Source organism: Butyricimonas hominis (assembly GCF_014287455.1).
Taxonomy (GTDB): Bacteria; Bacteroidota; Bacteroidia; order Bacteroidales; family Marinifilaceae; genus Butyricimonas; species Butyricimonas muris.
In genome coordinates this window covers 228206-249313 of record NZ_JACOOH010000002.1, presented here as the reverse complement: position 1 = coordinate 249313, position 21108 = coordinate 228206, and the positions used below count along the sequence as shown (strand labels likewise).

Below are 21108 nucleotides of genomic sequence, written 5' to 3'. Positions count from 1 at the left end.
AATTCAACAAAAAGACAATGGATTTACAGCGTTTCAAGCTGCTGCCTTGTGACGGTATAGAAGCGTCCCACTCTCCTTATCGGCTCATACCGACACTCCCGATTATAGTTCAGTTGGTAGGTGGTGTATGTCAATCCGTTCGGTGCTGGCGTGAGTTTCCAACACTCCTGCAATACCCTCCGCACTTGGTGCTTCTCCGCCTTGACATACGTGTTTGCCAACAACGTGAGAATGTCGTTGCAGCAAAAAGAGAAAGTGTCGATACCCATACTTGCCATGATGTCAAGTATAAGTTCGCATATCTCAATCTCCAATCTGTTGCGGTTGCTGCGGATAATCTTCTGCAAGGCTTCAGTATGCAGCAATGACGGGGCAAACCACATACGGCTCTCTTTCTCGGTAGATAGCTGCCTGTGCTGCAAGTGGTACAAGAAAGCAGGGATTTCCGCTTTCAGCTTTTGCAGGAAGTCTGTATCATCGGACTGCAAGCGCTCTATCTTGCGTACCCAATAGCGTGTTTCCCCTGCGTCTATGATGACGGGCAGATATTCGTTGTTGGAACACAGTACGAACTTGGCGAAGAACGCTATTTCGTCACGGTCTTTGCCTTTGGCTTCTACCTTGTAGGATAACGTGGTACTCAGGTTCTTCAACCGCTCGCTGTCCTCCCTGCGGCTTAACAACACTTCATCCACCACAATAAGAAGCTTCCCTGCCCAATCGGAATTGAACTGGCTGCGGAAGTCCTCGTTGGTGTTGAATGTCACGTTGTTCTGAAACAGGGCTTTCAAGAAATTCAGAAATGTGCTTTTGCCTGTGTTGCGTTCTTCCGATACCAACAGCAGGATTGGCAGTTTTTGAATGGGGTGCAGGTATAGCAGTTGCAGGTAGTCCATACCCAACTCGTATTGTTCCCCGAAGATGTGCTCTACCAACGAACGGATAGAGGGAAAATCACCCTCCATCGGTTTGTGGTCTATCGGTTCATAGAGGTTCAGGAACTTGTCCACTATCGGACGGTAATTCACATGGTCGGGAACCGTGCAGAAGCCGTCATACTTGGGGACGGTGGCGAGATAGTGCTTGCCGTAGTCCTGCCGTAACGTTTCGTTGTTCCACACGATTCGTTTCTTCACATAGCCACCGTTCAGTCGGGGCTGGTTCACTAACTTGTAGAGGGTCGTACCCACTCGGATAAACTCCTCCTTGCTGTTGTCTGATTTACTCATTGTTCATACGCTTAAATGGTTGATAAATAATCGTATGCAAAGTTAGAGTGAACTGCTTAAAACCTTGATACGCAAATCACCGCAGAATGGCGCAAAAAACACACGGAATGAAAAACTTACAGCCTGTTAGGGAGTATAACAACAAAAAATCCCGAAAAACCAACCGTCATAGAGGGGTGCTTCTTCGGGATTGCCACATTCCTGTGAATGAATGACAATACGCCTACCCAATTATGTATATGGATACATTTTCGGCAATGGGAATACGCATCGGTTTCATTACTTCATGTCGTCATACCAATACACTTTACGCTTGATATTCAGATGATTTTATGCTATTACATAGCGAAAAGAAGATGCTTGTTTTCTCTTTTCGCAAGTACAACTTTTCAATTACGGCATTCCGTACTCGTTCCGCTCCGTATGAGTTAATACGGAAAGCGAGTGCGACAACCATTTCAAGGCTATAAACATCCACACCGATTTTGTCCGATAGGTGGATATACCGTTGCACCTCATACTCTTTCAGTATTCCGCTTTTATAGACTGCTTTGATTGCTGCACGGACGGATGGAGCGATAACACCGAACAGGCTGACAAGTTCCGCTTCGCTCATCCATATCGTTTCACTCGGTATAGTTATCGTACCGTGTTCTGTGATTTCGATTACATTCCTTTTCATTGTCCTGCCATTGATACGTTGTTAAACGATTGGTTCAGCCTGTTGCCTAACATGGTAAGGTCGTTGTCCAACTTCTGCGTTGTGATTTTGGCGTAGATTTGGGTCGTGACTATGTTCGTGTGCCCCAAAACACGGCTCACACTCTCAATAGGCATACCCATGCTCAAAGCCAACGTTGCAAAGCCATGTCTGGCACAATGAAACGAGATGTCCTTTGTTATCCCGCACTCTTTCATCACCTTTTTCAGCGGTTTGCAGATAGACCAGTAGTTGAGATTGGGGAAAACGAGGTTGTCCTCCTGCAAGGGACGGTAACGCTCTATTATCTGCAAGGGTATATCCAGCAGTTTCACTTGGAACGGTACTTTTGTCTTGTGCCGTTTGGATAATATCCATTTCTCTCCGTTCACCTCCTCAATATCATCGTTGGTCAGCTCCTTGATATCCACAAATGAAAGGGCGGTGAAGCTGGCGAACACGAAAATGTCACGGATGTAGGATAGTTTGGCATCCCCGAAATCGTGCGTCATCAACGCTTTCAGTTCGTCTTCCGTCAGGTATTCACGCTCCTTTACATTCGGGCTGATGTGGAACTGGGCAAACGGATTTCTCGGTATCAGTCCGTTAAAGTGCGCACGCATGACAACACCTTTCAACCACATGCACTTTTCCCATATCGTCCCGTTGTGCAGTCCTGCTTCCGTTGAGAGGTAGGCTGCGAACTCCTTGATGAAGTCGGGCGTAATCTCCAGCATGGACATATCCGTCCGTCTGTAGAAAGACTTGATGAACGCTGCCACATGGTTTCTTGCCCTCACTCGTGAGTGGTAGGTTGCCATTACCCTGTCCTTGCCGACACGCTTCTTGAACACCTCGTTCTCACGGTCGAAAGCTTTGAGCAGTGTCTCGTACTCGCTGCCGATACCCTGATAGGCATTGCGCACCATTTCTGCCGTCACGAACGCTTCACGGTCGGATATGCGCTGGTAGTGCTTGATGATTTGCGCCTTAATGTTGTCCAAAGCCAAATTGATGTCCCGTGCCTCCTTGCTCTTGCCTTTGGCTCGGTTGCCTTTGATGTCCCAAAGCGTTTTCGGGACACTCTGCTTGCAACTGAACTGCGCCACAGTCCCGTTGATTGTCACTCGTCCCATGATGGGGACAATACCGTTTTTCTCCTTGCTGCCGTTCACGTAGAACAGCACTTTGAATGTACTTCTTGCCATACTCGTTTTTTTTGTTTGCAAAGTTATTACTCAACGAGTTAGACCTTGATAAGCAAATCGGCGCAGAACGGCGCAATCATTGCAGGGAACGTTAAAAATGCATCCTGCTTCGGGTAACGATTTGAAAACCGTTCTACTTCATAGAACTGCTTTCCTTTGCGTTTCCCGTTTTTTGCGGTTGGCTTCAATTGGCACTGTAAACGCTTTAATGATAGCCATTTCAGTGACATTTCAACCTCTTTTCTCGGTTATTCCAAAGATTTTCTGTAATTTTGTTCGAAAATCAAGCATTTTAAAATTATGTGCCAAAACATAGTCCTTACCTTATTAACTATTTAACATTGGCTATTAAAGCAAATCAAATATTTGAACTTTCTCAAGGTAATGAAAATATCAAGAAGCAACTATCTAAAATCATTCCCGAAACTTCCTATGTCAAATCTTCAGATTTAAATATATATGAGATTAAAGATAATGGTATTGCTTCTAAACTAAAATTTGTAAGAGGACTTCCTTCTGATAATAATTTTTTAAATAATCTATTAGCAGAGACAAACAACGTGTTTAATGATTTATTAGATATAGAACAATGTCAAGCATAAATTTCTTTCACGCCAAATATCGCAAAGAAGCCCCTCGTTCTGAAAACAGATAACTTTCCCTATTCAACAAGCCAACGCTCGATATTGCGAGTTTGGTCACTGAAATTAACCCCTACCCGGAAAAGTTTTCGCCGATCAGCGAGAAAAGGATCTGCATAATGTTTATCACGAATCTGCTGAAGAGCCTCTTCTGCCGTACCATCAAGTTTAAATTCCATTACATAGATAAAACGGTCTGTTTGAAGCACTAGATCCACTCGCCCTTCACTTGTATGATACTCTGCTTTGACATAAAAGCCTATAAGATTAAAAACGATAAACAACACGTTCTGGTAATGGCGTTCAATCTCTCGTTTTTGAGTCAATTCATAAGGAATATCCGCGAAAAAACTTTGCAAACGCCGAAAAAAGGCATCAATATCACCCTCACGTATTTCACGCACGAATCGCTGAATTTCAAAAGGCGATTCTACCTTATCCACATCAGTATAGAAAGGCATTAAATAACTTACAAACCCCTCTTCCACTTCTCGATTAGGAAAACCTAAATGGTAAATTCCAAATTCCTTATCATACCCCTTTATTGTCAAATATCCACTCTGGTATATAACCGGAATCGGGTTCGTAGAAGTTGAGTCTACACTATTCAACACATCAGCATTCGTTTCCTCGTGGGCCATACGATAAAGGTCATAGTGATGCTTACGAAGCAATTCCACAAGATAAGAAGGAGTACCCGTTTCAAACCAATACCTACCGAATTTCCGTTTATCAAGCGTATTGAGCAAACTAAAAGGATTATAGATACCGGGAGTATTTTCTTCAAAATGATACCCGTCATAACATTCCTTTAACTCGGCACACGCCTCATCATAGGTCATATTTTGTGCAGCGGCTAAAAGACGAATATCATCTTCAAAATAGCTATACAATTCCTGTTCGTTAATACCACAAATATCAATGTAACGCCCGTCCATAGAAATATCTTTCAAGTTATTCAGATCACTGAATACACTGACTTTCCCAAACTTAGTCACACCAGTCAACATGGCAAACTTAATACTGCCATCCATTGTCTTGAGCGCTCCATAGAAAGGTTTTAACGTCGAACGAAATTCTTTTTGCAATTCTTCATCACCAATAGCCTGTAGCATAGGCTTATCATACTCATCGACAAGAATAACAACACGTTGCCCAGTCTGCTCGTGAGCCCGGCGAATAACACCGGCAAAACGTAAAGAAAAAGAGGTTTCAGAGGGACGGCTACCATAAATACTTTCCCATTGTTTCAACGTGTCATTCAATATATTATCCAAACTCCCGGGTATATCATACCTCTCTATATTAAGATCTAAATATAGAATAGGATACCGGTTCCACTCCTTCTCCAACCGCTCAACAGCCAACCCTGCAAAAAGTTCCTTCTTTCCTTCGAAATAAGCCTTTAAAGTAGATAATAATAAACTCTTACCAAAACGACGCGGACGACTGAGAAAATAATAACTGCCGGTTTTCACCATTTGGTACATTTGTGACGTCTTGTCCACGTAGACATAACCGTCACCCCGAAGTTTTTCGAAATTTTGAATACCGATAGGATAAATCCTCGCTGTCATATCATAGTCTCCTTTCTCATTTATTATCTCATTATGAAACAAAGATACGGAAAGTATCTTACAAATATATCCATACAGACATATTTTAAAAGACTCTACTAAAACCTAATCTTCACTTTCTTCCAACAAAACAGTAATATTGAAAACATTTGCTCTTTCAATTTTTCACGTAGAAATTTTAAAGAACGCATCAATTGAGTGCGGACAGTATTAATGCTGATTTGTAGTTGGTCGGCAACTTCCTGATATTTTTTTCCTTCGGCACACACCATCATAAAAATACGACGGCGTTCCGGGGGAAGTTGATTAATCGTGGTGTATAAAATATCTATTTCAGTCTGCTCGTCTTCTTTCATCATTTCCACCACAGGCATTTCTGCCATCATTTTTTCATGACGAGCTTCTCTGCGTTTGCTGCCCCGCAGCTCGTTCAAGGCAGCATTCTTGACCAAATGGAACATGTATTTATCCAAACCGTTAGAAAGGTTGTCATAAAGAGAGTTTTCCCAAACATTCATGAAACAGTCCTGCACGACATCCTCTGCCGCATCGACATCTTTTAGAATATTCGTGGCATACAAGACCAACACGTCATGATATTCCGAGAAAAAAGTCTTGAATGCTTTTTCTTCGCCGTTTTTCAACGCCGCTAATATTTCCTCTGCCCTTTTCATACATACACCGTTAATTTCACAAATTAAATAAATATATTACAATAATGCATTATATCTAGTCTACTTTTTTTCAAATTGACGAGTCAAAAGACATTCCCCACCTTAAAGAACTACTGTCTTCGAAGCAGAATCGTAGGTATAGCACTCGACAAGCGCAAAAGAGCAAAAGAAGGGCTATAGTAAGCTTCGCTTAGTTCATAAGGTCTGTAAAGTCTATAAGGTACGTAGGATGTTTAATCATGATAGCATAAGCTATCAATAAACTTTGTCCGCAGGACACCCGTGACCTTATGGACTTTATGGGCCTTATGGACTTTACAGACCTATATCAATCTTCTCTCATAACACTGTAATAGTAGAAATCGATCACCTTGCCATTTTTAACAGCGGCTTTGTGCAGAACTGCTTCCAGTTTGTAGCCTGCTTTTTCCAATACCCGCATAGAACCGGGATTGTAATCGAACACGAGGGCGTATAGTTTCTGATAACCAAAGGTTTCAAAGGCGTATCGGGTAACGGCAGCCACAACCTTGTGCATAATACCTCTTCCCCAGTAAGGCTCGCCCAGCCAATAACCGATCTCGGCGGTCACACGTTCAATGTCACCCTCGGAACCGAACCCGATACTTCCTACCGCCTTTCCGTCTACCTCAATGGCAAACCGTGTCGGTGGGGCAGGTAAAACATGAACCATACTGATATAATCAAAAGCATCTTGTTTCGTGTATGGATGCGGAAAGTGATCCATCACGTTATTCCAGATCTTTTCATTGTTGGCATTCTCGGCTAATGAATCGCAATCCGAGAACCGCCATTCGCGCACGACAAATCCGTCCCCTTCTATCCTCACTTCATGCGCTTTCTTCCGTAACATTAAGAACTCATTTCCCTGACTCTCCGATCGGGGTAAATCGCTTATACTTGTTTTCATAATTGCCAGATTCGCTCAGAATCTCTCCTTTATCATGGTTTGTTTTTGTATTTAAAACAATACAAACATACATAGTTTAACGATATTGTGTACCGCAACCGTGAAATATTTTTTCATGCAATCATTCAGCATATTAACATCTAAATAGACAAAAAAATAATCCGGATTACGGTACTAATATCAATAAAATATTCCCAACAAACACTTCCTCCGGCAATTCGAGATTAAAAGAAGTGATGCACGAGCTTGATCGCCTTGGAACGGGACATCTCACCCGGACTTGTTCCCGGCACCCCCTCGGGAATCGGCGTTTTATGCCGTTCAAAATGTTTTACCCACAACGGACTGGTTTCCCCGGTTCTCTTGTCCTTGAAAGACATAGGCGACGCCTTGAAAATAGGCTTTCCGTTACGTCGGAGAAATGCCAGATAGATAATCTCACTACAATAATAATCATCGTTATCCGGCAAAAAGACATAATCGTAAGGTTTTCCCAAAAGGGATTTCATTATTTCGATCGCCTTCGGGATAGACTTCCGGAAACGGGGTTTCAAACGTCCGACGACCACCAACGGTTTGCCGTTTACCAACTTGGCTTGTTTGAGATACTTTTCCAAGGGTGTTTTACACACCACGGGCATCGTGGCTTCCAGCACGAAAATCTCACCCTCTTCTATCACGACGACTCCCACGTGGGAAAAATTCAAATCATCCGCACTTGTCGTCACGTTCTCGATCGCTTTCACGAAAGAGGTCTGCGCCTTATTCGTCTGGAACAGGATATCCCCAGTTTTCAGTTCAAATGTTTTCTGCGCGTAAAGGGTTACTGACAGTGCCAGTAACCACGTTATCCATAATAGTCTTCTTATCATCATTTCTATTTTCTATTGGGAAATATCAAAACAGCCAAAAAGCCGTAAATACCGCACACGAGAACCACCGCAAGATCCAAGTAATTGAATACGTCACGGAAATTCCGTCGATGATACAACTTGATGAACAAAAGACAAACAGCCAAGGTGATATTGAGGTACATAAACCGATGCATATCGTAAGACTCGATCTTCAATTCCTTGGGAGCGCTTCGGGTAAACCGGGCCTTAAAAGGGAAAAGATAATTTTCCCGCTGTCCTTCCCTAGAGTTCTCGTACAACGGATATACCTGCAATTCCGACGCCAACAAATTATGCTCTTTATCCATAACATATATCTTTGCCCGGTCTGTCCCGTACAATTGATACGTGTAGAAGAAAAGATCCTCGCTCATCGTGACCAGACTGCCGTACTCTTTATAATCGTATATCGGAAGCTGGAAGAAACTGTAATCTTTTATTCGTAACAGGTAGATATTCAAATCCTGATCATACACGTACCCATAGTTCACGGTATCCACGAGGCAATTCATTCCGTCCACTTTCATCCCGGCAGGCAACGGTATATTATGGCAAACGGGAGCCCCGTCAACCATTTTCAAATGATAGAATTTATCCTTGCTGTCTATCATAAAATACCCGTCATCTTTGGATTTAGAAGTAGAAGGCATCCCGTAGATGTTCTTTATCGGGAAAAGCATTCCCTCCTTTTTCATCGCTTCCGTGAAACGGTCGCTTTTCTCCCGGTTCACACACTTTACCCGGTTGATCGCGGTTTCTATAAATTCAATCCCGTTTTCCGTCAGCCGGAACATATCTTGAGGAAGTTCCATCTTTACCCGATCGGTATGTGACTCGAACATCCATAACAAACTTTTTCTTCCCGGCCCTGTTCCCAAAAACAAAGGGAAACGTGCCGCATCCTGAATCATCTGCAAGGTAACGTGTTGCCCGCGGATCGTGTCGGGAAAACGGTTCTCGTACATCAGTTGCCGGCAATTCCGCATCGGGAAAACATCCATCAGAGCCTCCGTATTATACGTGTTGCCCGTGCGGTCATACCCTACCTGTATCTGGCGCAATTGTACCGTGTCGTACTCGTATTTCAACCACACGAAATCATTCAATGTTTCGCTGAACGCAAGTTGTGTACGCCTCTCCCGTTGTTCAAATGTTTTCTTGTATATCTTCGGTAACTCAAGAGCCATGACCAACACGGCTAACATGACCAGAGCCAATCTTATCATTTTAGGTATCATACTCAATTCTCTCCTATTTTAAAACGGTTTGCAGTATATATCATTCCAAGGCTCGCGATAACGAGGATCACGATCAGTAACGGATACAGATCGGACATATCACCGCCCAACAAAAATATATCCAATAAATAGTACACCACAACAGCGTACAGGAAACGGAATTTCCAACTCGGTTCCATGGCAATCATCGCCACGAAAAAGTAGGTGGCAAAACCTCCCAGAATCCAAGGAATAAAGGCTTTTATCGCCATCAGGTGCATCTCTCCCGGGAAAAAGTAAAGATCAATCAGGAAAAATACAGCCATAAAGATCACCATTAACCCGAGAATCACGAGAAAACCGTATAAAACCATCGTGTAGAGCATCACGATCTCGTTCAGCGGCAAGTGCAAAGTCAATTTGATCCGTTTTTGCAACACTTCCGGCAAATACTGGGAAACCCCTACCAACAAAGCGATAATAAACGGTATATTCCGAAATATACCGTAATGTGGTCTGCCCCCTCGGGTAAACCACTCGAACACGTATTGCGAACCGCCTTCCGCGTTGATAATATTACTGTTCAAACCGATGAAAGCATAGAGGATTGTACCGATTCCCAGCACGAGGGACGCCAGCACGAACCATTTTGTTTTCAACCATTCTTTATAAAAAAGATATAATGTCATAATCTTAATATTTACCCGTTAAACCAATAAATGCATCTTCCAACGTCATGTTTACCTGTTCGAAACCGGAAAACGCCAACCCTTTGCCCGTCAACATCGCTTGCACTTCTTCTGCCGATGCATAGGTATAAAGTTCATAATGATTCTTTATCCGGTCTGCCTCCACCGTCAACGCTTCTTCTTTAAGGTTTATGTCATCTCTTTCCAGATCAAAGGTGAACTGATGAAATTTCTCCATAAATTCGGACGCAGAACCTCTCAACAAAACCCGGTTGTAGTCCATAATCAAGACATCGTCAATCAAGCGTTCCATGTCTTGAATGATATGAGAAGTCAGGAATACCGTTTTGTTACCCGCCTTCGCGTATTCCCGCATGTGATCCACGAACAGACGACGATAACCGGGGTCCAATCCCAGCGAAAAGTCATCTAGAATCAAGAGATCGGGATCTTGCGCCAGAATCAATCCCAATGCCACCTGAGCCCGCTGTCCGCATGACATACTGGACACTTTTTGCGTCGGCAATATCTTCATCCGGCTCATCAATTCGAAATAAGCATCCCGATTCCAGTTTTTATAAAATCCCGAGTAAAATTTCTCTATCTGGTAGATATTCATAAACGAATACTGGATATGTCCCTCGATGAGGTAGCCCAGACGTCGTTTGGTTTCCGGGCTTAAATTCCGGGTTGACTCCCCGTAAATCAAACATTCCCCGGAACGAGGCTGAAGGAAACCGTTCAGAATATTGATCGTGGTTGTTTTCCCGCAACCATTTTTCCCCAACAGTCCCATGATATGACCTTTTTTGACTGAAAAATTCAGATTCTCGTAAATCAACCGTTTCCCGTAATAGTGAGTCAGATTTTTACATTCAATTATATTTTCTTCCATGAGTTTTCATTTTTATTATTTCCGAATCGGATATATCAACACACCAACAAACCCGAAGATTCCGAATACCGCCACGAGCAACACGTCAATCACGTTGAACACGTTTTTCACGTCCAGTCCTTTCCGGCGTTTCATCCATAAAAGTACTCCCGCCAAAACGAGGTTTAACCATATAAACTTGACGAACGGTTGCCCCTCGGTACTAATATAGTAACCATTGACGTACGAGAAAGTTGTGGTCACAAAGGGGAACAGGAACCCTTCCGCCATCCCGGCTCCCGATTTCTCGTACACATCGGAATGGATACCGTATTTGTCCACTAACTTATAGTCCCGATCAAAAATATATAACTTCTCAAAACCGTCCTTCTGTATGGAAACCATGTGATAAAAGAGGTTGCCCATCACGTCGAATACTTTGAATGAATCGTAATCAAAATCATCCAGTTCCAATTTAAGCACACGATCATCTACCGTCAATATATACACCCCGTTGTTGTCACCGAAAAGATAAGCCACCACTTCCGGGTGATCGGGTTCGCACTCTACCCGTCGCAATTTAATCCCGTCGGGCAAATCAATCTTGCGACACACCGGCTTGTATGCCCGGTAACGTACTTGAAACAACTGGTCTTTGCTATCTACAAAGAACAATCCGTCATCCCGGTTACGTCCCGTACTGGACTGCCCGTACAACTTCTTTGCCGGGGGACAATAACCCAATCCGCGTAACTCTTTGTCAAACAAGGCACTTTTTTCCTCGTCAACCCGATTGGTTTCGCAGTTATAAAACTCGATACCGTTCCGGTTCACCCGCATCATGTCATTCGTGTAGATATACCCCACCCTATCGGTTCCCCCGTGTACCAACGGCGTCATGGCATAATAGCGTCCCCGTTCCGTTAAATTCACGATATGGCGATAGCTGTTTGCCGCCACCAGTTGCGGAGTCACGGGAACGCCGTCCACCGTGTCGGGAAATTCACCCCGTTTCATTAATTGCGCCATACTGGAAAAAGGTACCATCCGTTCATATTCCTGACGGGAATATTCGTTTCCCAATGTATCGAGCAACCTGTCTTTTTTCAATCCCCAAATCACAAACTGTTTTGTCACCTCGCTATAATTCAAACTCACGTACTTCACGTTCCGTTTGAAAGAGGTTCTGTAAAAATCCGGTATCACGATTGAACCGATAAACACGGTCAACAATACCATTATTATTCGTACTACCTTTGCTGTCATAATTATCTCTCCCCTTTAATAAACCGATATGATGTATATAAAAGCGCCGTACAAGGCACAAATGCCATGATAGCCAAAGCCGGAATAATATGACGCGTATCCGCGTGTTCCACCCCGATATAAAATTGTTTCACGAGGAAAAAAGCCACGATGCCGTACAAAAACTGGTAAAACAAGTTCGGCTCCATGGAGATCATGGCAATCATAAAATAAACGGCAACACCACCCAACAACCAAGGCATCAAGGAAGTCAATACCGCCCAACTTTCCTCGAAAGGAAAATACTGGTTATTCAAGTAAAAGAAAGTTCCGAACACGAGCACATATGCCGTCATCAATAAAAGGAATCCGAAACAGAGCATCATGTAAAGGGCTACTGTATTGTGCATCGGTAAATGAAGCGTCAATTTGATACGCTTGTCGATGACTTCCGGTACGTATTGCGACAACCCGATACACACGCCCATCAACAGGGGTACATATTTTATCAGCGAATTATAATAATTCGCCTGTGGAATCCCGTAAAACACGTTCATCAAATAATTGAACGAACCTTTCATCCGCACGTTATTATCCACGTCAAGGAATATATACGTGACAATCGCCAACCCCAACAACACGATGAAAAACAAACACCACCGCGTTTTCAACCATTCTTTATAAAAAAGATGTAATATCATATTTCTAGTATTTTCCGGTTAAACCTATAAATGCATCTTCCAATGTCATCTTCACGGGTGTAAAATCACGATACACCAGTCCTTTTGCCTGTAACATCGCTTCCACTTCATCCCTCGAAGCATAGGTATAAATTTCATAGTGATTTTTAATACGATCAGCCTCCACGATCATCGCTTCCGTTTTGAAATCCAGATCATCCCTGTCCAGATCAAACGTGAATTGATGGAACTTCTCCATAAACTCGGTGGCGGATCCCCGCAACAATACCCGGTTGTAATCCATGATCAACACGTCATCAATCAGACGCTCCATATCCTGTATGATATGAGAAGTCAGAAACACCGTTTTGTTTCCCGCCTTAGCATACTCCCGCATATGATCCACGAACAGACGACGATAACCGGGATCCAGTCCCAGCGAGAAGTCGTCCAGAATCAACAGGTCGGGATCTTGTGCCAATATCAATCCCAACGCCACCTGCGCCCGCTGCCCGCATGACATACTGGACACTTTTTGTGTCGGCAATATCTTCATCCGGTTCATCAGCTCGAAATACGCTTCCCGGTTCCAGTTTTCATAGAAACCGGAATAAAACTTCTCGATCTGGTAGATATTCATAAAAGAATATTGTATATGTCCTTCTATCAAATATCCCAACCGCCGTTTCGTGTCCGGGCTCAAGTTCCGGGTACTCTCGCCATAGATCAGACATTCCCCGGAACGAGGTTGCAGAAAACCGTTCAAAATGTTGATCGTGGTTGTTTTGCCACAACCATTCTTTCCCAATAGTCCCATTATATGCCCCTTCTTCACGGAGAAATTCAGATTCTCGTAGATCAGACGGGTTCCATAGTAATGAGTCAGATTCTTACACTCGATTACATTCTCTTCCATAAATAATTTACATTAAATACACATTAATTACACACATACGTTACCCTGTTTCCTCGCGCGAGGAAAGTTAAAAGAAAGGATGTGTCAAGAACTCCTCCGTCGGCTTCGCCGCCACCTCCTCTATAAACAGAGGAGGAGCTGGTGATTCTTACCGAAGACAGTGAGTAACTCAGCTCTCCCTCTGTTTATAGAGGGAGTACGGCGAAGCCGGGAGGGAGTTTTTGATATAGTGATAAGTTTTTGACACATCCTCCATAAATTATTTTAATTACTAAAATACGGTATATACATCAACACTTTACCGGGCACAGCCCCCACGCAGGAAGAATACTCCGCCACGTCCTCTGTCCGGATATTCACGGTATACATGGAACTGGTTTTCGCACCCGTGTTGTAAGTAAATACAGCCGTGTACAACTCCTCGTCACCACCGATCAATGAAGCCTTAGGCACCGGAACCACCTCCACGATATCATCCGCGAAACTCTTGACCACCGTCGGGGTTTCCAATCCTTCATAACTAAACCGCCACAAATCCTTACCTTTCGCGATATAGGCATAATTCCAACCCACCGGAACCACGGAAGTAAACCAGATGGCATCCTTATTCATACCTCCCGCCCAAGCGGTCACGTCTTTTGCCTGTTTGAACTCTATCACATGCGGAGTCGCAGTATATTGCACAAACGAATAGATATACATCGTGTAGATCGCCCCTTTCCGTCCGATAACAAAGAACCGCAAATTCTGTTCGGAAGCATTAATCGCTGTCGGTTCACGGAACAACCCGACAATCTCGTCCACGTTCAGCGTGCCGCCGTTTCCGTCGCTCACCGCTTGTCGCATATAGCCTCTGGCTTCACTGTAATTGTAATAATACACGTCGCCATTCGTCATTCGTTGCAAAGTCACATGAGCGTTACGCGTATAGGGTAACGCACCGATCACCTGTGCCACCCCCGATTCATTCCCCGTGGAATTCGGATCGAGTAGCTGATACGGGTAAGAACTGGTCATCGGCAACATGAACAACTCATTCCCGATCAATATCTCCTGCATACTATTGTAATACCCATGCTTCGCATTGATCGCGGCAGTCGGCACACTTGTAAATGTTTGATCTTGAATTGTCCCCATGTAATTCCCGAACGGAAATCCCCCGGTATTGGTCGTCTGGATCATCACCCCGTAATCCGGGGCTGCATTCGTGTAAACGGATAACTGACTTACGTCCAGTGTTGCCCCCACGAACGGTCCCTGTATCGTCCGGCTAGGATTGTAGCGATTGTACATATCCGTTAATATCGTGGTGAAATTCTGTGGTTGTGCAGGATTGGAGCCTTGTATGGAACCCCATTCCAGCGTCCCGTCCGCTTTCTCGTAAACCATCACACCAATCAACGGCATTGCCGTCGGCGTAATCTTCACTTTCACCATATAATAGCCGTCATTGGAAGTCGCGTAACATTTCCATGTTTCCCCGGTATTTTTATTACCGATGGCAAGCCAGAAATAGGCTTCCCCGCTCAATAACTCCACGTTCGTCGGGGTGATCGTCCATGCCAGATTTAAAGTAGAAGCTATCGTATCGCCCCCCATCACCCAATGGAATTCAAAATCCTCCGGTTTCACGCCCGCCTTGTATTCCACGATCGGGTTGATGCGCAACACTTCACCTTCCGAGAGCGTCACCCGCCCGTAGGAACTACCCGGAATTTCAATCCCCGTGATGGAGATAAAATCCGTCCAACTCGTGTAATCGTAACTTCCCTTGTCCTCGTAACACCCCACGAATCCGACCACGGCAACCAGAAGTACATGTATAAATCTATTTATCTTTTTCATAGGTCGTTCCTTTTAAAATTCAACAACACCCTTAAATACTACACGCTCGCCATTATCATACGTCGGATTGGCTTCAAACCACTCGTATGTTTTCTTGGCATAAGCAAACAGGACTGATTTGTTAGGCGCCAGCCAATCGGCAGCCGGGATATTATTCAATTCGATAAACTTTTCCGCCTTGATTGCCGAATAAGTACCACCGTAATTACCCAAGCTGTTCTTGTTCCAGAATGTAGGTTGCGAAGTCAACCCCGCCCCGGAAATCCGCACGATCATGTATTGATAGAAATCAATCCCTTTCTCAAAATTCTCGTTCGGCACCAATTCAATGTATAACCGTCCGTCCACTTTATCTTTCATCACCTCCTTCGCATCAATCTTCAAAACGGTAGAATCAATATATCGTCCCGCCCGGAATACCTGTTCCGTTTCCAGTGTGAAATGGTTTCCTTCCGTCACCCCGAACGACTCCTCCGGAATAATACGCAATTTGTATTTCCGGTCTGTATCTGCAATCTTTCCCGACAAACGAACCGGAATATACAGTACGGCTTCTTCCACGCCGCTATTGAACAAGGCCAAAAACTGCAAACTATCGTTCTTGTACTCGGAAAGGTATTTCGTTTTCGGGAAATTCAGACTGGCCACCTCTTCATCCACTTTCATAATCTCTTCCCGCTGGCAAGCCCACAATGTCCCAAAACAAATAATCGCTAATATAAATCTCTTTCTCATATTCATTGTATTACGATTTATTTATTACCCGATCAATAAACACGTCCGCCGTCATATTCCGAGGACGGAATATCCGGGGTGTACTTTTCAACATTCATGGTAATCACACCGGAAGCTAAGTATCCCTTTTCTATCTCCGGTGCATTCCGGCGTTTATAGGCGTAAAATACCTGACCGTCACCGATCATTTCACGCCGGTACTCTTTCAGTATTTCGGCAAGAATCGCCTCCTTTTCGGTTCCCGTGAACACGCCCCCCAAACGGGAAGACTGCAACACGGTCAACAAGCGGAGCGCCTCTCCCGTGGATACCGCATGAGCCGCGGCCTCGGAAGCAATCAGGTACATCTCACCCAGTTTCAACATCGAAACCACCGGACGAGGGTACAAAGCGAGGTCTTTCTCCAAAGTGGCACGTCCGTATTTCGCCAGATACATATTGGAACCTGACCCTTTTTTCCACGCCAGCATACGAATATCTCCCGTCGATGAATAAAATTTAGGATAACGGCTCGACTGCAACCGGAAACGCTCGAAATACGAGAAACTGGTACGGAAATAATAATCGATATAATCACCGATTTCATCCACCTGCAACCCGAAGATATACTCCATGGGGCAACTCCGGTTCACGTAATCGTTCTGCGAGTCCTTCGTGCTCAAATCATCCATCGTCAGGAAACGTACTCCCAATCCGTCCGCCGCCCCGATCACGTCCATTGCCGCATCATAAGCCTCCCGGTAATCCCCTCTCCACAAGTACACTCTTGCCTGCAAAGCTCTCACGGCGTAATAATTCATCTTCAACTTCCGGTCGCCGCTCAAATAAGTAGCCCGATAAGTCTTGCCGGAAGAGATAGGATCATTATCCTTCATCATCATCTCCGCCCGTTTCAGATCAACAAGTATACGATTCAATATCGTGTCGGAATTAGAAGAAGGAGTAAAATCCATCCCGTAAGTTTCCTTATAGGGTATTCGCTTCTGTGTCTTTCCCTCCTCCGTCGTGTAAGGCGGTTGGAAAATCCGTAACATATCGAAATGCATATACGCTCTCAAAGCGAGAGCCTCGCCGAGCAACACTTCTTTCGCTCCCGGTTCGAACAAACCCGCGTCCTGCGTTTCCAGATTCTCCAACAACAGGTTGTCATTGGCAATGGCATTGTACGTCATTTTCCAAATCGCCGTGAGCGTATTTTCAATATTCCCGAAACGGGTCTGCAAGGGATAGTAATAGGTAGCGAAACCGTTAAAATCACCTTGGTCATAATAAGGTTCTATCAAGGATGCCTGCGCCATACTCATCGTCTGTCCCATGATTTCCAACTGGCACACGGTCATCGAATTCCCGTAAGCATCCTTATCCGCCATCTTCAAGTACACCCCGGACAGGGCGGAATAATAACCGTCCTCGTTATCAAACACTTTCTCCGACGTGATCTGCGACTGTGGCAACACTTCCAACCAATCACCGCAGGAACTGCATAACAAGTGGCCAACCAATACAAATACAAGTATATTAATCTTTTTCATAATCTCTACCTTTTAGAAGTTAGCTTGAATAGAAAGATAGAACGTGCGGGCAAAAGGATAATTCAATCCTCTCTCCTGTTTGATCGTCGACACGTAGAACAAATCGTTCGTTGATAAACTGACTTTCAATAAAGACAATCTCAGAAAATCAATATCCCGATCGTTCAACGTGTAAGTCAATCTCAAAGAAGTCATCGACAAGAAATTATCTTTCTGCACGAAACGGGAAGTCGGCTTCAACTGTGCCAGATTACTGTATCCCTTGTATCGGGCAATATCTCCCGGTTGCGTCCAACGTCCTTTCAAAGCCCGGCGATCCATATTCTGGGAGAAATCACCTCCCTCGATCTTCTCGTATAAAGTCTTGTTATACTTGTCGGCACCGAACGAGTATTGAAGATTCATACCCAAACTCCACCGCTTGTAATCGACATTCACACCGAAAAATCCTTTCAAATCCGGTTCCGTGTTCCCCACGACCACTTGATCTGCCGAATTCCACGTGAAAGTCCGTTCCCCGTCCACGGTCATGAACACCTCTTGTCCCGTACCCGGATCAATACCTGCCGAACGCACGGCATAAATAGAATTCAGTGATTTACCCTCTTCAAACATGAAAACCCGCTCTAACTTCGTCTTTCCCGTACCCGTGGTTTGGTTCTCTTTTACCGTTTCGTTATAATCCTTCAACGCGTCGGAAATACTCAACAACTTATTCTTGTTGCGAGCCCCGTTCACGAACACGTTCACACGCCAGTCCTTCGTCCGCACGGGAGTTACACTCAACGCGAACTCTAATCCTTGGTTGCGCACCTTACCCATGTTGGCTTTATAAGTCGTGAAACCCGTTGAAGGCAAGATAGCTATATCCGTCAGGTTGTTGTTAGTCGTGTTGGAATAGAAGTTGAAATCAAAATTCATCAACCCTTTCAGCATACTGAATTCCAACCCGATATTACGGTTTGTCGTGGTCTGCCATTTCAATTTACGGTTGGCGATAGACATGATCTCCGCACCCATCACACCGTCGTACATCTTCATATAGTTATAAAGAGTCATGATCTGACTTAATTGGAAATTAGAATTTCCCACCGTTCCGATATTTGCCCGAATCGCCAGATTCTCGAAAATACCGTGTGACCGCATAAAACTCTCGTTATAAATATTCCACCGTACCCCGACAGACCAGAACGGAGCCGAGCGCTGATTGCTGGCAAAATTGGAAGAACCGTCCAGACGTCCCGTTATATCCACAAGATAACGATTGTCCCAAGAGTAGTTGAAATTACCGAAAACCCCGGCAGAACGAGTGGTAGAACGATTTCCGGAAGGTCCCTTATAAGGGTCAAACTGCACGGCATACGAGGGATATCCCAAAGCATCATCCAAGAACCCGACAGAAGTGTAACCGTCACTCTCCGAATTGGTTTCCTTCAACTCCCCGCCAATAATTCCTTGCAACAAATGTCTTCCGAAAGACTTCGTGTAAGCCACGGTCAAGCGCCCGTAATAATCAAACTGCGAACTATTGGTCATATTATAAGTTCCCCGTTTATAGATATTCTTCAATATATACCCTTCACTGGTCGATTCGCCATCCGTAACCGATGTATAGTCAAAGAAATCAGCCGATAACGGCGAACGATAGACTTCAGATTTATCCTGTACATTATTCACAGAGAAAGATCCCTGCACACGCAATCCTTCCCACGCTTCCCAGTTAAATCCCAAGTTAAATGTCAGATTCGTGGTTTCTCCTTTACTAAAACTACTCAGGTATTTCGCCTCATAGATCGGGTTCAACTGTTCCGAGAATGTATTACCCGTGAAATCCGGTCTGGGGAAACCCTCGTAAATAGGTATATTACTATAAGAAAGCATCGGCAAATATTTCCCGTTCTCGTCTTTCATCCGGTAGAAAGGCAACAAATTGGCATACGTGGAGAAACTCCCGTAAGGAGAATCCGTGTTGTCCACCAGTGCAAATTGCAAATCACTGGTTACCTGCAAACGGTTGTCATTGTACAGCAACTTCAAACCCGCCCCGTAACGATTACGGTCGGAACCTTTCATCACGCCTTGACTGGGAGCTGCCGTCAGATTTACCTGATAACGGATATTACGACGCTCTTTTTCCCCGAAACGGGTACCGCCTTCCAACATGATCGTGTGAGTATGCTGAATCGCCGTTTGTAGCGGCTGTGACAGCCAATAAGAATCCACCCCGTTCGCCACCTCCTGTTTCAATAACATATAGAGATTCTGGCGTCCCGGGTTTCCACCCAACAAATCCTCGTAAATATTGGTTGCCGTGTTATCCCCTTTATTCCCGTTCGTGAATAAATTGGATCTCTCGTAATATTCCAATAATTCCGAAGCGTCCATCAAGTTGTAAGAAGACAAATCCGGTACTTGGATACTCCCGTTAAAAGAGTACGAGAAACGTAATTTACCACCCTCCGGCACCTTGGTTTCTATCACGATAACCCCATTCGCAGCCCTCGAACCGTAAATGGAAGCCGCCGCCGCATCCTTCAATATGGTCACGGACTGTATCCGGTTCATATCGAGGTCAAAAACCTGTTGCACCGAAATCTGGAAACCATCCATGATAAAAATCGGCAATGAAGTGTACGTCTGCAAATTCCCTTGCGAGATATCCGGCATACTACTCTGTCCGCGAATCTCGATCTTATCCGGTACCCGGTTCGGGTCGGAACCGAACAGCCCCTCGTCGTCCACGATCGAGAACGAGGGATCGAACACCTTCAACGCATCAAAAAGATTTGTCGGGTTCACGTTACGCAAGTCCTCCCCTTTCACTTGAATAGCCGTACCAGTGAAACTATTTTTCGCTTTCGTACCGTATCCTGTAACAATCACATCTTCAATCTGTTCTACTTTATATACCATCTTCACGTCAATAACACGACGTCCTTTGATAGCAATAGTCTGGGTTTCCATTCCGATAAACGAGAACACGATCTCCCCTTCCAAGGATGGCACCCGTATGCGGTACTTTCCTTCGGCATCGGCAGAAGTTCCTTGAGTGGGAGTTTCTTTATAAACCACTGTCACACCGGGTAATATTTCGCCCTGTTGATCCCGGACTGTTCCGGTAATCTCGAACAACTCCACGGTCTTCACACCCGTTTTAACCGGGGCTTCCTTGGAAATGACGATCGTTTTGTCTACCGTTTTGTAAGTCAGATTCAGAGGCGTCAATAATTTACGCAACGCCGTATCCAACGGGACATTCGTCACTTGAATTGTCACCAGTTGAGTCGCGTTCACCAGTTCGTTATTATAGAATATCTTGTATCCTGTCTGTTCTTGGATAGACTGGAATACCGTTTCTAATTTCACGTCTTTTACATCCAAGCTCACCATTTCTTTCTGCGCGTAACCCGCCATCACGAGGAAGCTTTGCAGAAATAAAAACAGGAAACTTTTCAAGAAGAATTTCCGAATATTCATCTTGGAATTTCCGGCTTCAAATATATTACATAATTTCTCCTTCAT

At 44.4% G+C, this 21108-nt stretch carries 19 protein-coding genes; 1 reads left to right on the top strand and 18 read right to left on the bottom strand.

Annotated elements, in window-relative coordinates; genetic code table 11:
• Nucleotides 1-23: 23 nt before the first annotated feature.
• The 4 genes from H8S64_RS04555 to H8S64_RS22380 form a co-directional block, all read right to left on the bottom strand.
• Complete coding sequence (locus tag H8S64_RS04555) at nucleotides 24-1229, bottom strand: primase-helicase family protein (protein WP_186975160.1); 1206 nt, start codon at nucleotides 1227-1229, stop codon at nucleotides 24-26.
• Between the two features lie 307 nt (nucleotides 1230-1536).
• The gene (locus tag H8S64_RS04550; protein ID WP_186975159.1) at nucleotides 1537-1911 is read right to left on the bottom strand and encodes a virulence RhuM family protein; all 375 of its coding nucleotides are present in this window, start codon (nucleotides 1909-1911) and stop codon (nucleotides 1537-1539) included.
• Nucleotides 1908-3137 (bottom strand): site-specific integrase, encoded by a 1230-nt coding sequence (locus tag H8S64_RS04545; protein ID WP_186975158.1) that lies wholly within the window; start codon nucleotides 3135-3137, stop codon nucleotides 1908-1910. Before H8S64_RS04545 ends, H8S64_RS04550 begins: the two co-directional genes overlap by 4 nt.
• Nucleotides 3138-3175: 38 nt before the next feature.
• On the bottom strand, nucleotides 3176-3367 hold the full coding sequence (locus tag H8S64_RS22380) for a hypothetical protein (protein ID WP_222621140.1): 192 nt from the start codon (nucleotides 3365-3367) through the stop codon (nucleotides 3176-3178).
• A gap of 111 nt (nucleotides 3368-3478) precedes the next feature.
• Between H8S64_RS22380 and H8S64_RS04540 the strand changes: the two genes are divergently transcribed.
• Entirely contained in the window at nucleotides 3479-3739 is a 261-nt protein-coding gene (locus H8S64_RS04540; protein WP_186975157.1) for a hypothetical protein, read from the top strand.
• 59 nt (nucleotides 3740-3798) lie between these two features.
• Here the strand turns inward: H8S64_RS04540 and H8S64_RS04535 are convergent, their stop codons facing one another.
• The 14 genes from H8S64_RS04535 to H8S64_RS04470 form a co-directional block, all read right to left on the bottom strand.
• Entirely contained in the window at nucleotides 3799-5355 is a 1557-nt protein-coding gene (locus H8S64_RS04535; RefSeq protein ID WP_186975156.1) for an ATP-binding protein, read from the bottom strand.
• Between the two features lie 98 nt (nucleotides 5356-5453).
• Nucleotides 5454-6029, bottom strand: a complete 576-nt coding sequence (locus H8S64_RS04530; protein ID WP_099292130.1) for an RNA polymerase sigma-70 factor — start codon at nucleotides 6027-6029, stop codon at nucleotides 5454-5456.
• A gap of 328 nt (nucleotides 6030-6357) precedes the next feature.
• Complete coding sequence (locus H8S64_RS04525; RefSeq protein WP_255469427.1) at nucleotides 6358-6960, bottom strand: GNAT family N-acetyltransferase; 603 nt, start codon at nucleotides 6958-6960, stop codon at nucleotides 6358-6360.
• A gap of 224 nt (nucleotides 6961-7184) precedes the next feature.
• On the bottom strand, nucleotides 7185-7832 hold the full coding sequence (locus tag H8S64_RS04520; protein ID WP_186975482.1) for a YiiX/YebB-like N1pC/P60 family cysteine hydrolase: 648 nt from the start codon (nucleotides 7830-7832) through the stop codon (nucleotides 7185-7187).
• Between the two features lie 5 nt (nucleotides 7833-7837).
• Nucleotides 7838-9091, bottom strand: a complete 1254-nt coding sequence (locus H8S64_RS04515; RefSeq protein WP_186975155.1) for a DUF4857 domain-containing protein — start codon at nucleotides 9089-9091, stop codon at nucleotides 7838-7840.
• A 2-nt stretch (nucleotides 9092-9093) separates the two neighbouring features.
• Entirely contained in the window at nucleotides 9094-9759 is a 666-nt protein-coding gene (locus tag H8S64_RS04510) for a hypothetical protein (protein ID WP_186975154.1), read from the bottom strand.
• A 4-nt stretch (nucleotides 9760-9763) separates the two neighbouring features.
• On the bottom strand, nucleotides 9764-10654 hold the full coding sequence (locus tag H8S64_RS04505; RefSeq protein WP_099292127.1) for an ABC transporter ATP-binding protein: 891 nt from the start codon (nucleotides 10652-10654) through the stop codon (nucleotides 9764-9766).
• 15 nt (nucleotides 10655-10669) lie between these two features.
• On the bottom strand, nucleotides 10670-11899 hold the full coding sequence (locus H8S64_RS04500; protein ID WP_186975153.1) for a DUF4857 domain-containing protein: 1230 nt from the start codon (nucleotides 11897-11899) through the stop codon (nucleotides 10670-10672).
• Nucleotides 11900-11901: 2 nt separating this feature from the next.
• Nucleotides 11902-12579: a hypothetical protein gene (locus tag H8S64_RS04495; protein ID WP_099292125.1), complete on the bottom strand. Its 678-nt coding sequence runs from the start codon at nucleotides 12577-12579 to the stop codon at nucleotides 11902-11904.
• 4 nt (nucleotides 12580-12583) lie between these two features.
• A complete protein-coding gene (locus H8S64_RS04490) occupies nucleotides 12584-13474 on the bottom strand; it encodes an ABC transporter ATP-binding protein (RefSeq protein ID WP_099292124.1) in 891 nt (296 codons plus the stop codon).
• 264 nt (nucleotides 13475-13738) lie between these two features.
• Nucleotides 13739-15319 carry a PKD-like family lipoprotein gene (locus H8S64_RS04485; RefSeq protein WP_099292123.1) on the bottom strand — a complete coding sequence of 527 codons (1581 nt, stop codon included), beginning with the start codon at nucleotides 15317-15319 and terminating at the stop codon, nucleotides 13739-13741.
• Between the two features lie 12 nt (nucleotides 15320-15331).
• Nucleotides 15332-16054 (bottom strand): DUF4843 domain-containing protein, encoded by a 723-nt coding sequence (locus H8S64_RS04480; RefSeq protein WP_186975152.1) that lies wholly within the window; start codon nucleotides 16052-16054, stop codon nucleotides 15332-15334.
• A 32-nt stretch (nucleotides 16055-16086) separates the two neighbouring features.
• Nucleotides 16087-17586 (bottom strand): RagB/SusD family nutrient uptake outer membrane protein, encoded by a 1500-nt coding sequence (locus H8S64_RS04475; protein ID WP_099292121.1) that lies wholly within the window; start codon nucleotides 17584-17586, stop codon nucleotides 16087-16089.
• Nucleotides 17587-17598: 12 nt separating this feature from the next.
• Nucleotides 17599-21108 (bottom strand): SusC/RagA family TonB-linked outer membrane protein, encoded by a 3510-nt coding sequence (locus tag H8S64_RS04470; RefSeq protein WP_186975151.1) that lies wholly within the window; start codon nucleotides 21106-21108, stop codon nucleotides 17599-17601.

Excerpts from the sequence above, each read along its gene's own strand:
- H8S64_RS04545 (WP_186975158.1), bottom strand. The coding sequence starts at position 3,137 with ATGGCAAGAAGTACATTCAAAGTGCTGTTCTACGTGAACGGCAGCAAG.
- H8S64_RS04525 (WP_255469427.1), bottom strand. The coding sequence starts at position 6,960 with ATGAAAACAAGTATAAGCGATTTACCCCGATCGGAGAGTCAGGGAAAT.
- H8S64_RS04500 (WP_186975153.1), bottom strand. The coding sequence starts at position 11,899 with ATGACAGCAAAGGTAGTACGAATAATAATGGTATTGTTGACCGTGTTT.
- H8S64_RS04475 (WP_099292121.1), bottom strand. The coding sequence starts at position 17,586 with ATGAAAAAGATTAATATACTTGTATTTGTATTGGTTGGCCACTTGTTA.
- H8S64_RS04480 (WP_186975152.1), bottom strand. The coding sequence starts at position 16,054 with ATGAGAAAGAGATTTATATTAGCGATTATTTGTTTTGGGACATTGTGG.
- H8S64_RS04470 (WP_186975151.1), bottom strand. The coding sequence starts at position 21,108 with ATGAAGGAGAAATTATGTAATATATTTGAAGCCGGAAATTCCAAGATG.
- H8S64_RS04520 (WP_186975482.1), bottom strand. The coding sequence starts at position 7,832 with ATGATAAGAAGACTATTATGGATAACGTGGTTACTGGCACTGTCAGTA.
- H8S64_RS04550 (WP_186975159.1), bottom strand. The coding sequence starts at position 1,911 with ATGAAAAGGAATGTAATCGAAATCACAGAACACGGTACGATAACTATA.
- H8S64_RS04555 (WP_186975160.1), bottom strand. The coding sequence starts at position 1,229 with ATGAGTAAATCAGACAACAGCAAGGAGGAGTTTATCCGAGTGGGTACG.
- H8S64_RS04510 (WP_186975154.1), bottom strand. The coding sequence starts at position 9,759 with ATGACATTATATCTTTTTTATAAAGAATGGTTGAAAACAAAATGGTTC.
- H8S64_RS22380 (WP_222621140.1), bottom strand. The coding sequence starts at position 3,367 with ATGTCACTGAAATGGCTATCATTAAAGCGTTTACAGTGCCAATTGAAG.
- H8S64_RS04530 (WP_099292130.1), bottom strand. The coding sequence starts at position 6,029 with ATGAAAAGGGCAGAGGAAATATTAGCGGCGTTGAAAAACGGCGAAGAA.
- H8S64_RS04535 (WP_186975156.1), bottom strand. The coding sequence starts at position 5,355 with ATGACAGCGAGGATTTATCCTATCGGTATTCAAAATTTCGAAAAACTT.
- H8S64_RS04515 (WP_186975155.1), bottom strand. The coding sequence starts at position 9,091 with ATGATACCTAAAATGATAAGATTGGCTCTGGTCATGTTAGCCGTGTTG.
- H8S64_RS04495 (WP_099292125.1), bottom strand. The coding sequence starts at position 12,579 with ATGATATTACATCTTTTTTATAAAGAATGGTTGAAAACGCGGTGGTGT.
- H8S64_RS04505 (WP_099292127.1), bottom strand. The coding sequence starts at position 10,654 with ATGGAAGAAAATATAATTGAATGTAAAAATCTGACTCACTATTACGGG.
- H8S64_RS04485 (WP_099292123.1), bottom strand. The coding sequence starts at position 15,319 with ATGAAAAAGATAAATAGATTTATACATGTACTTCTGGTTGCCGTGGTC.
- H8S64_RS04490 (WP_099292124.1), bottom strand. The coding sequence starts at position 13,474 with ATGGAAGAGAATGTAATCGAGTGTAAGAATCTGACTCATTACTATGGA.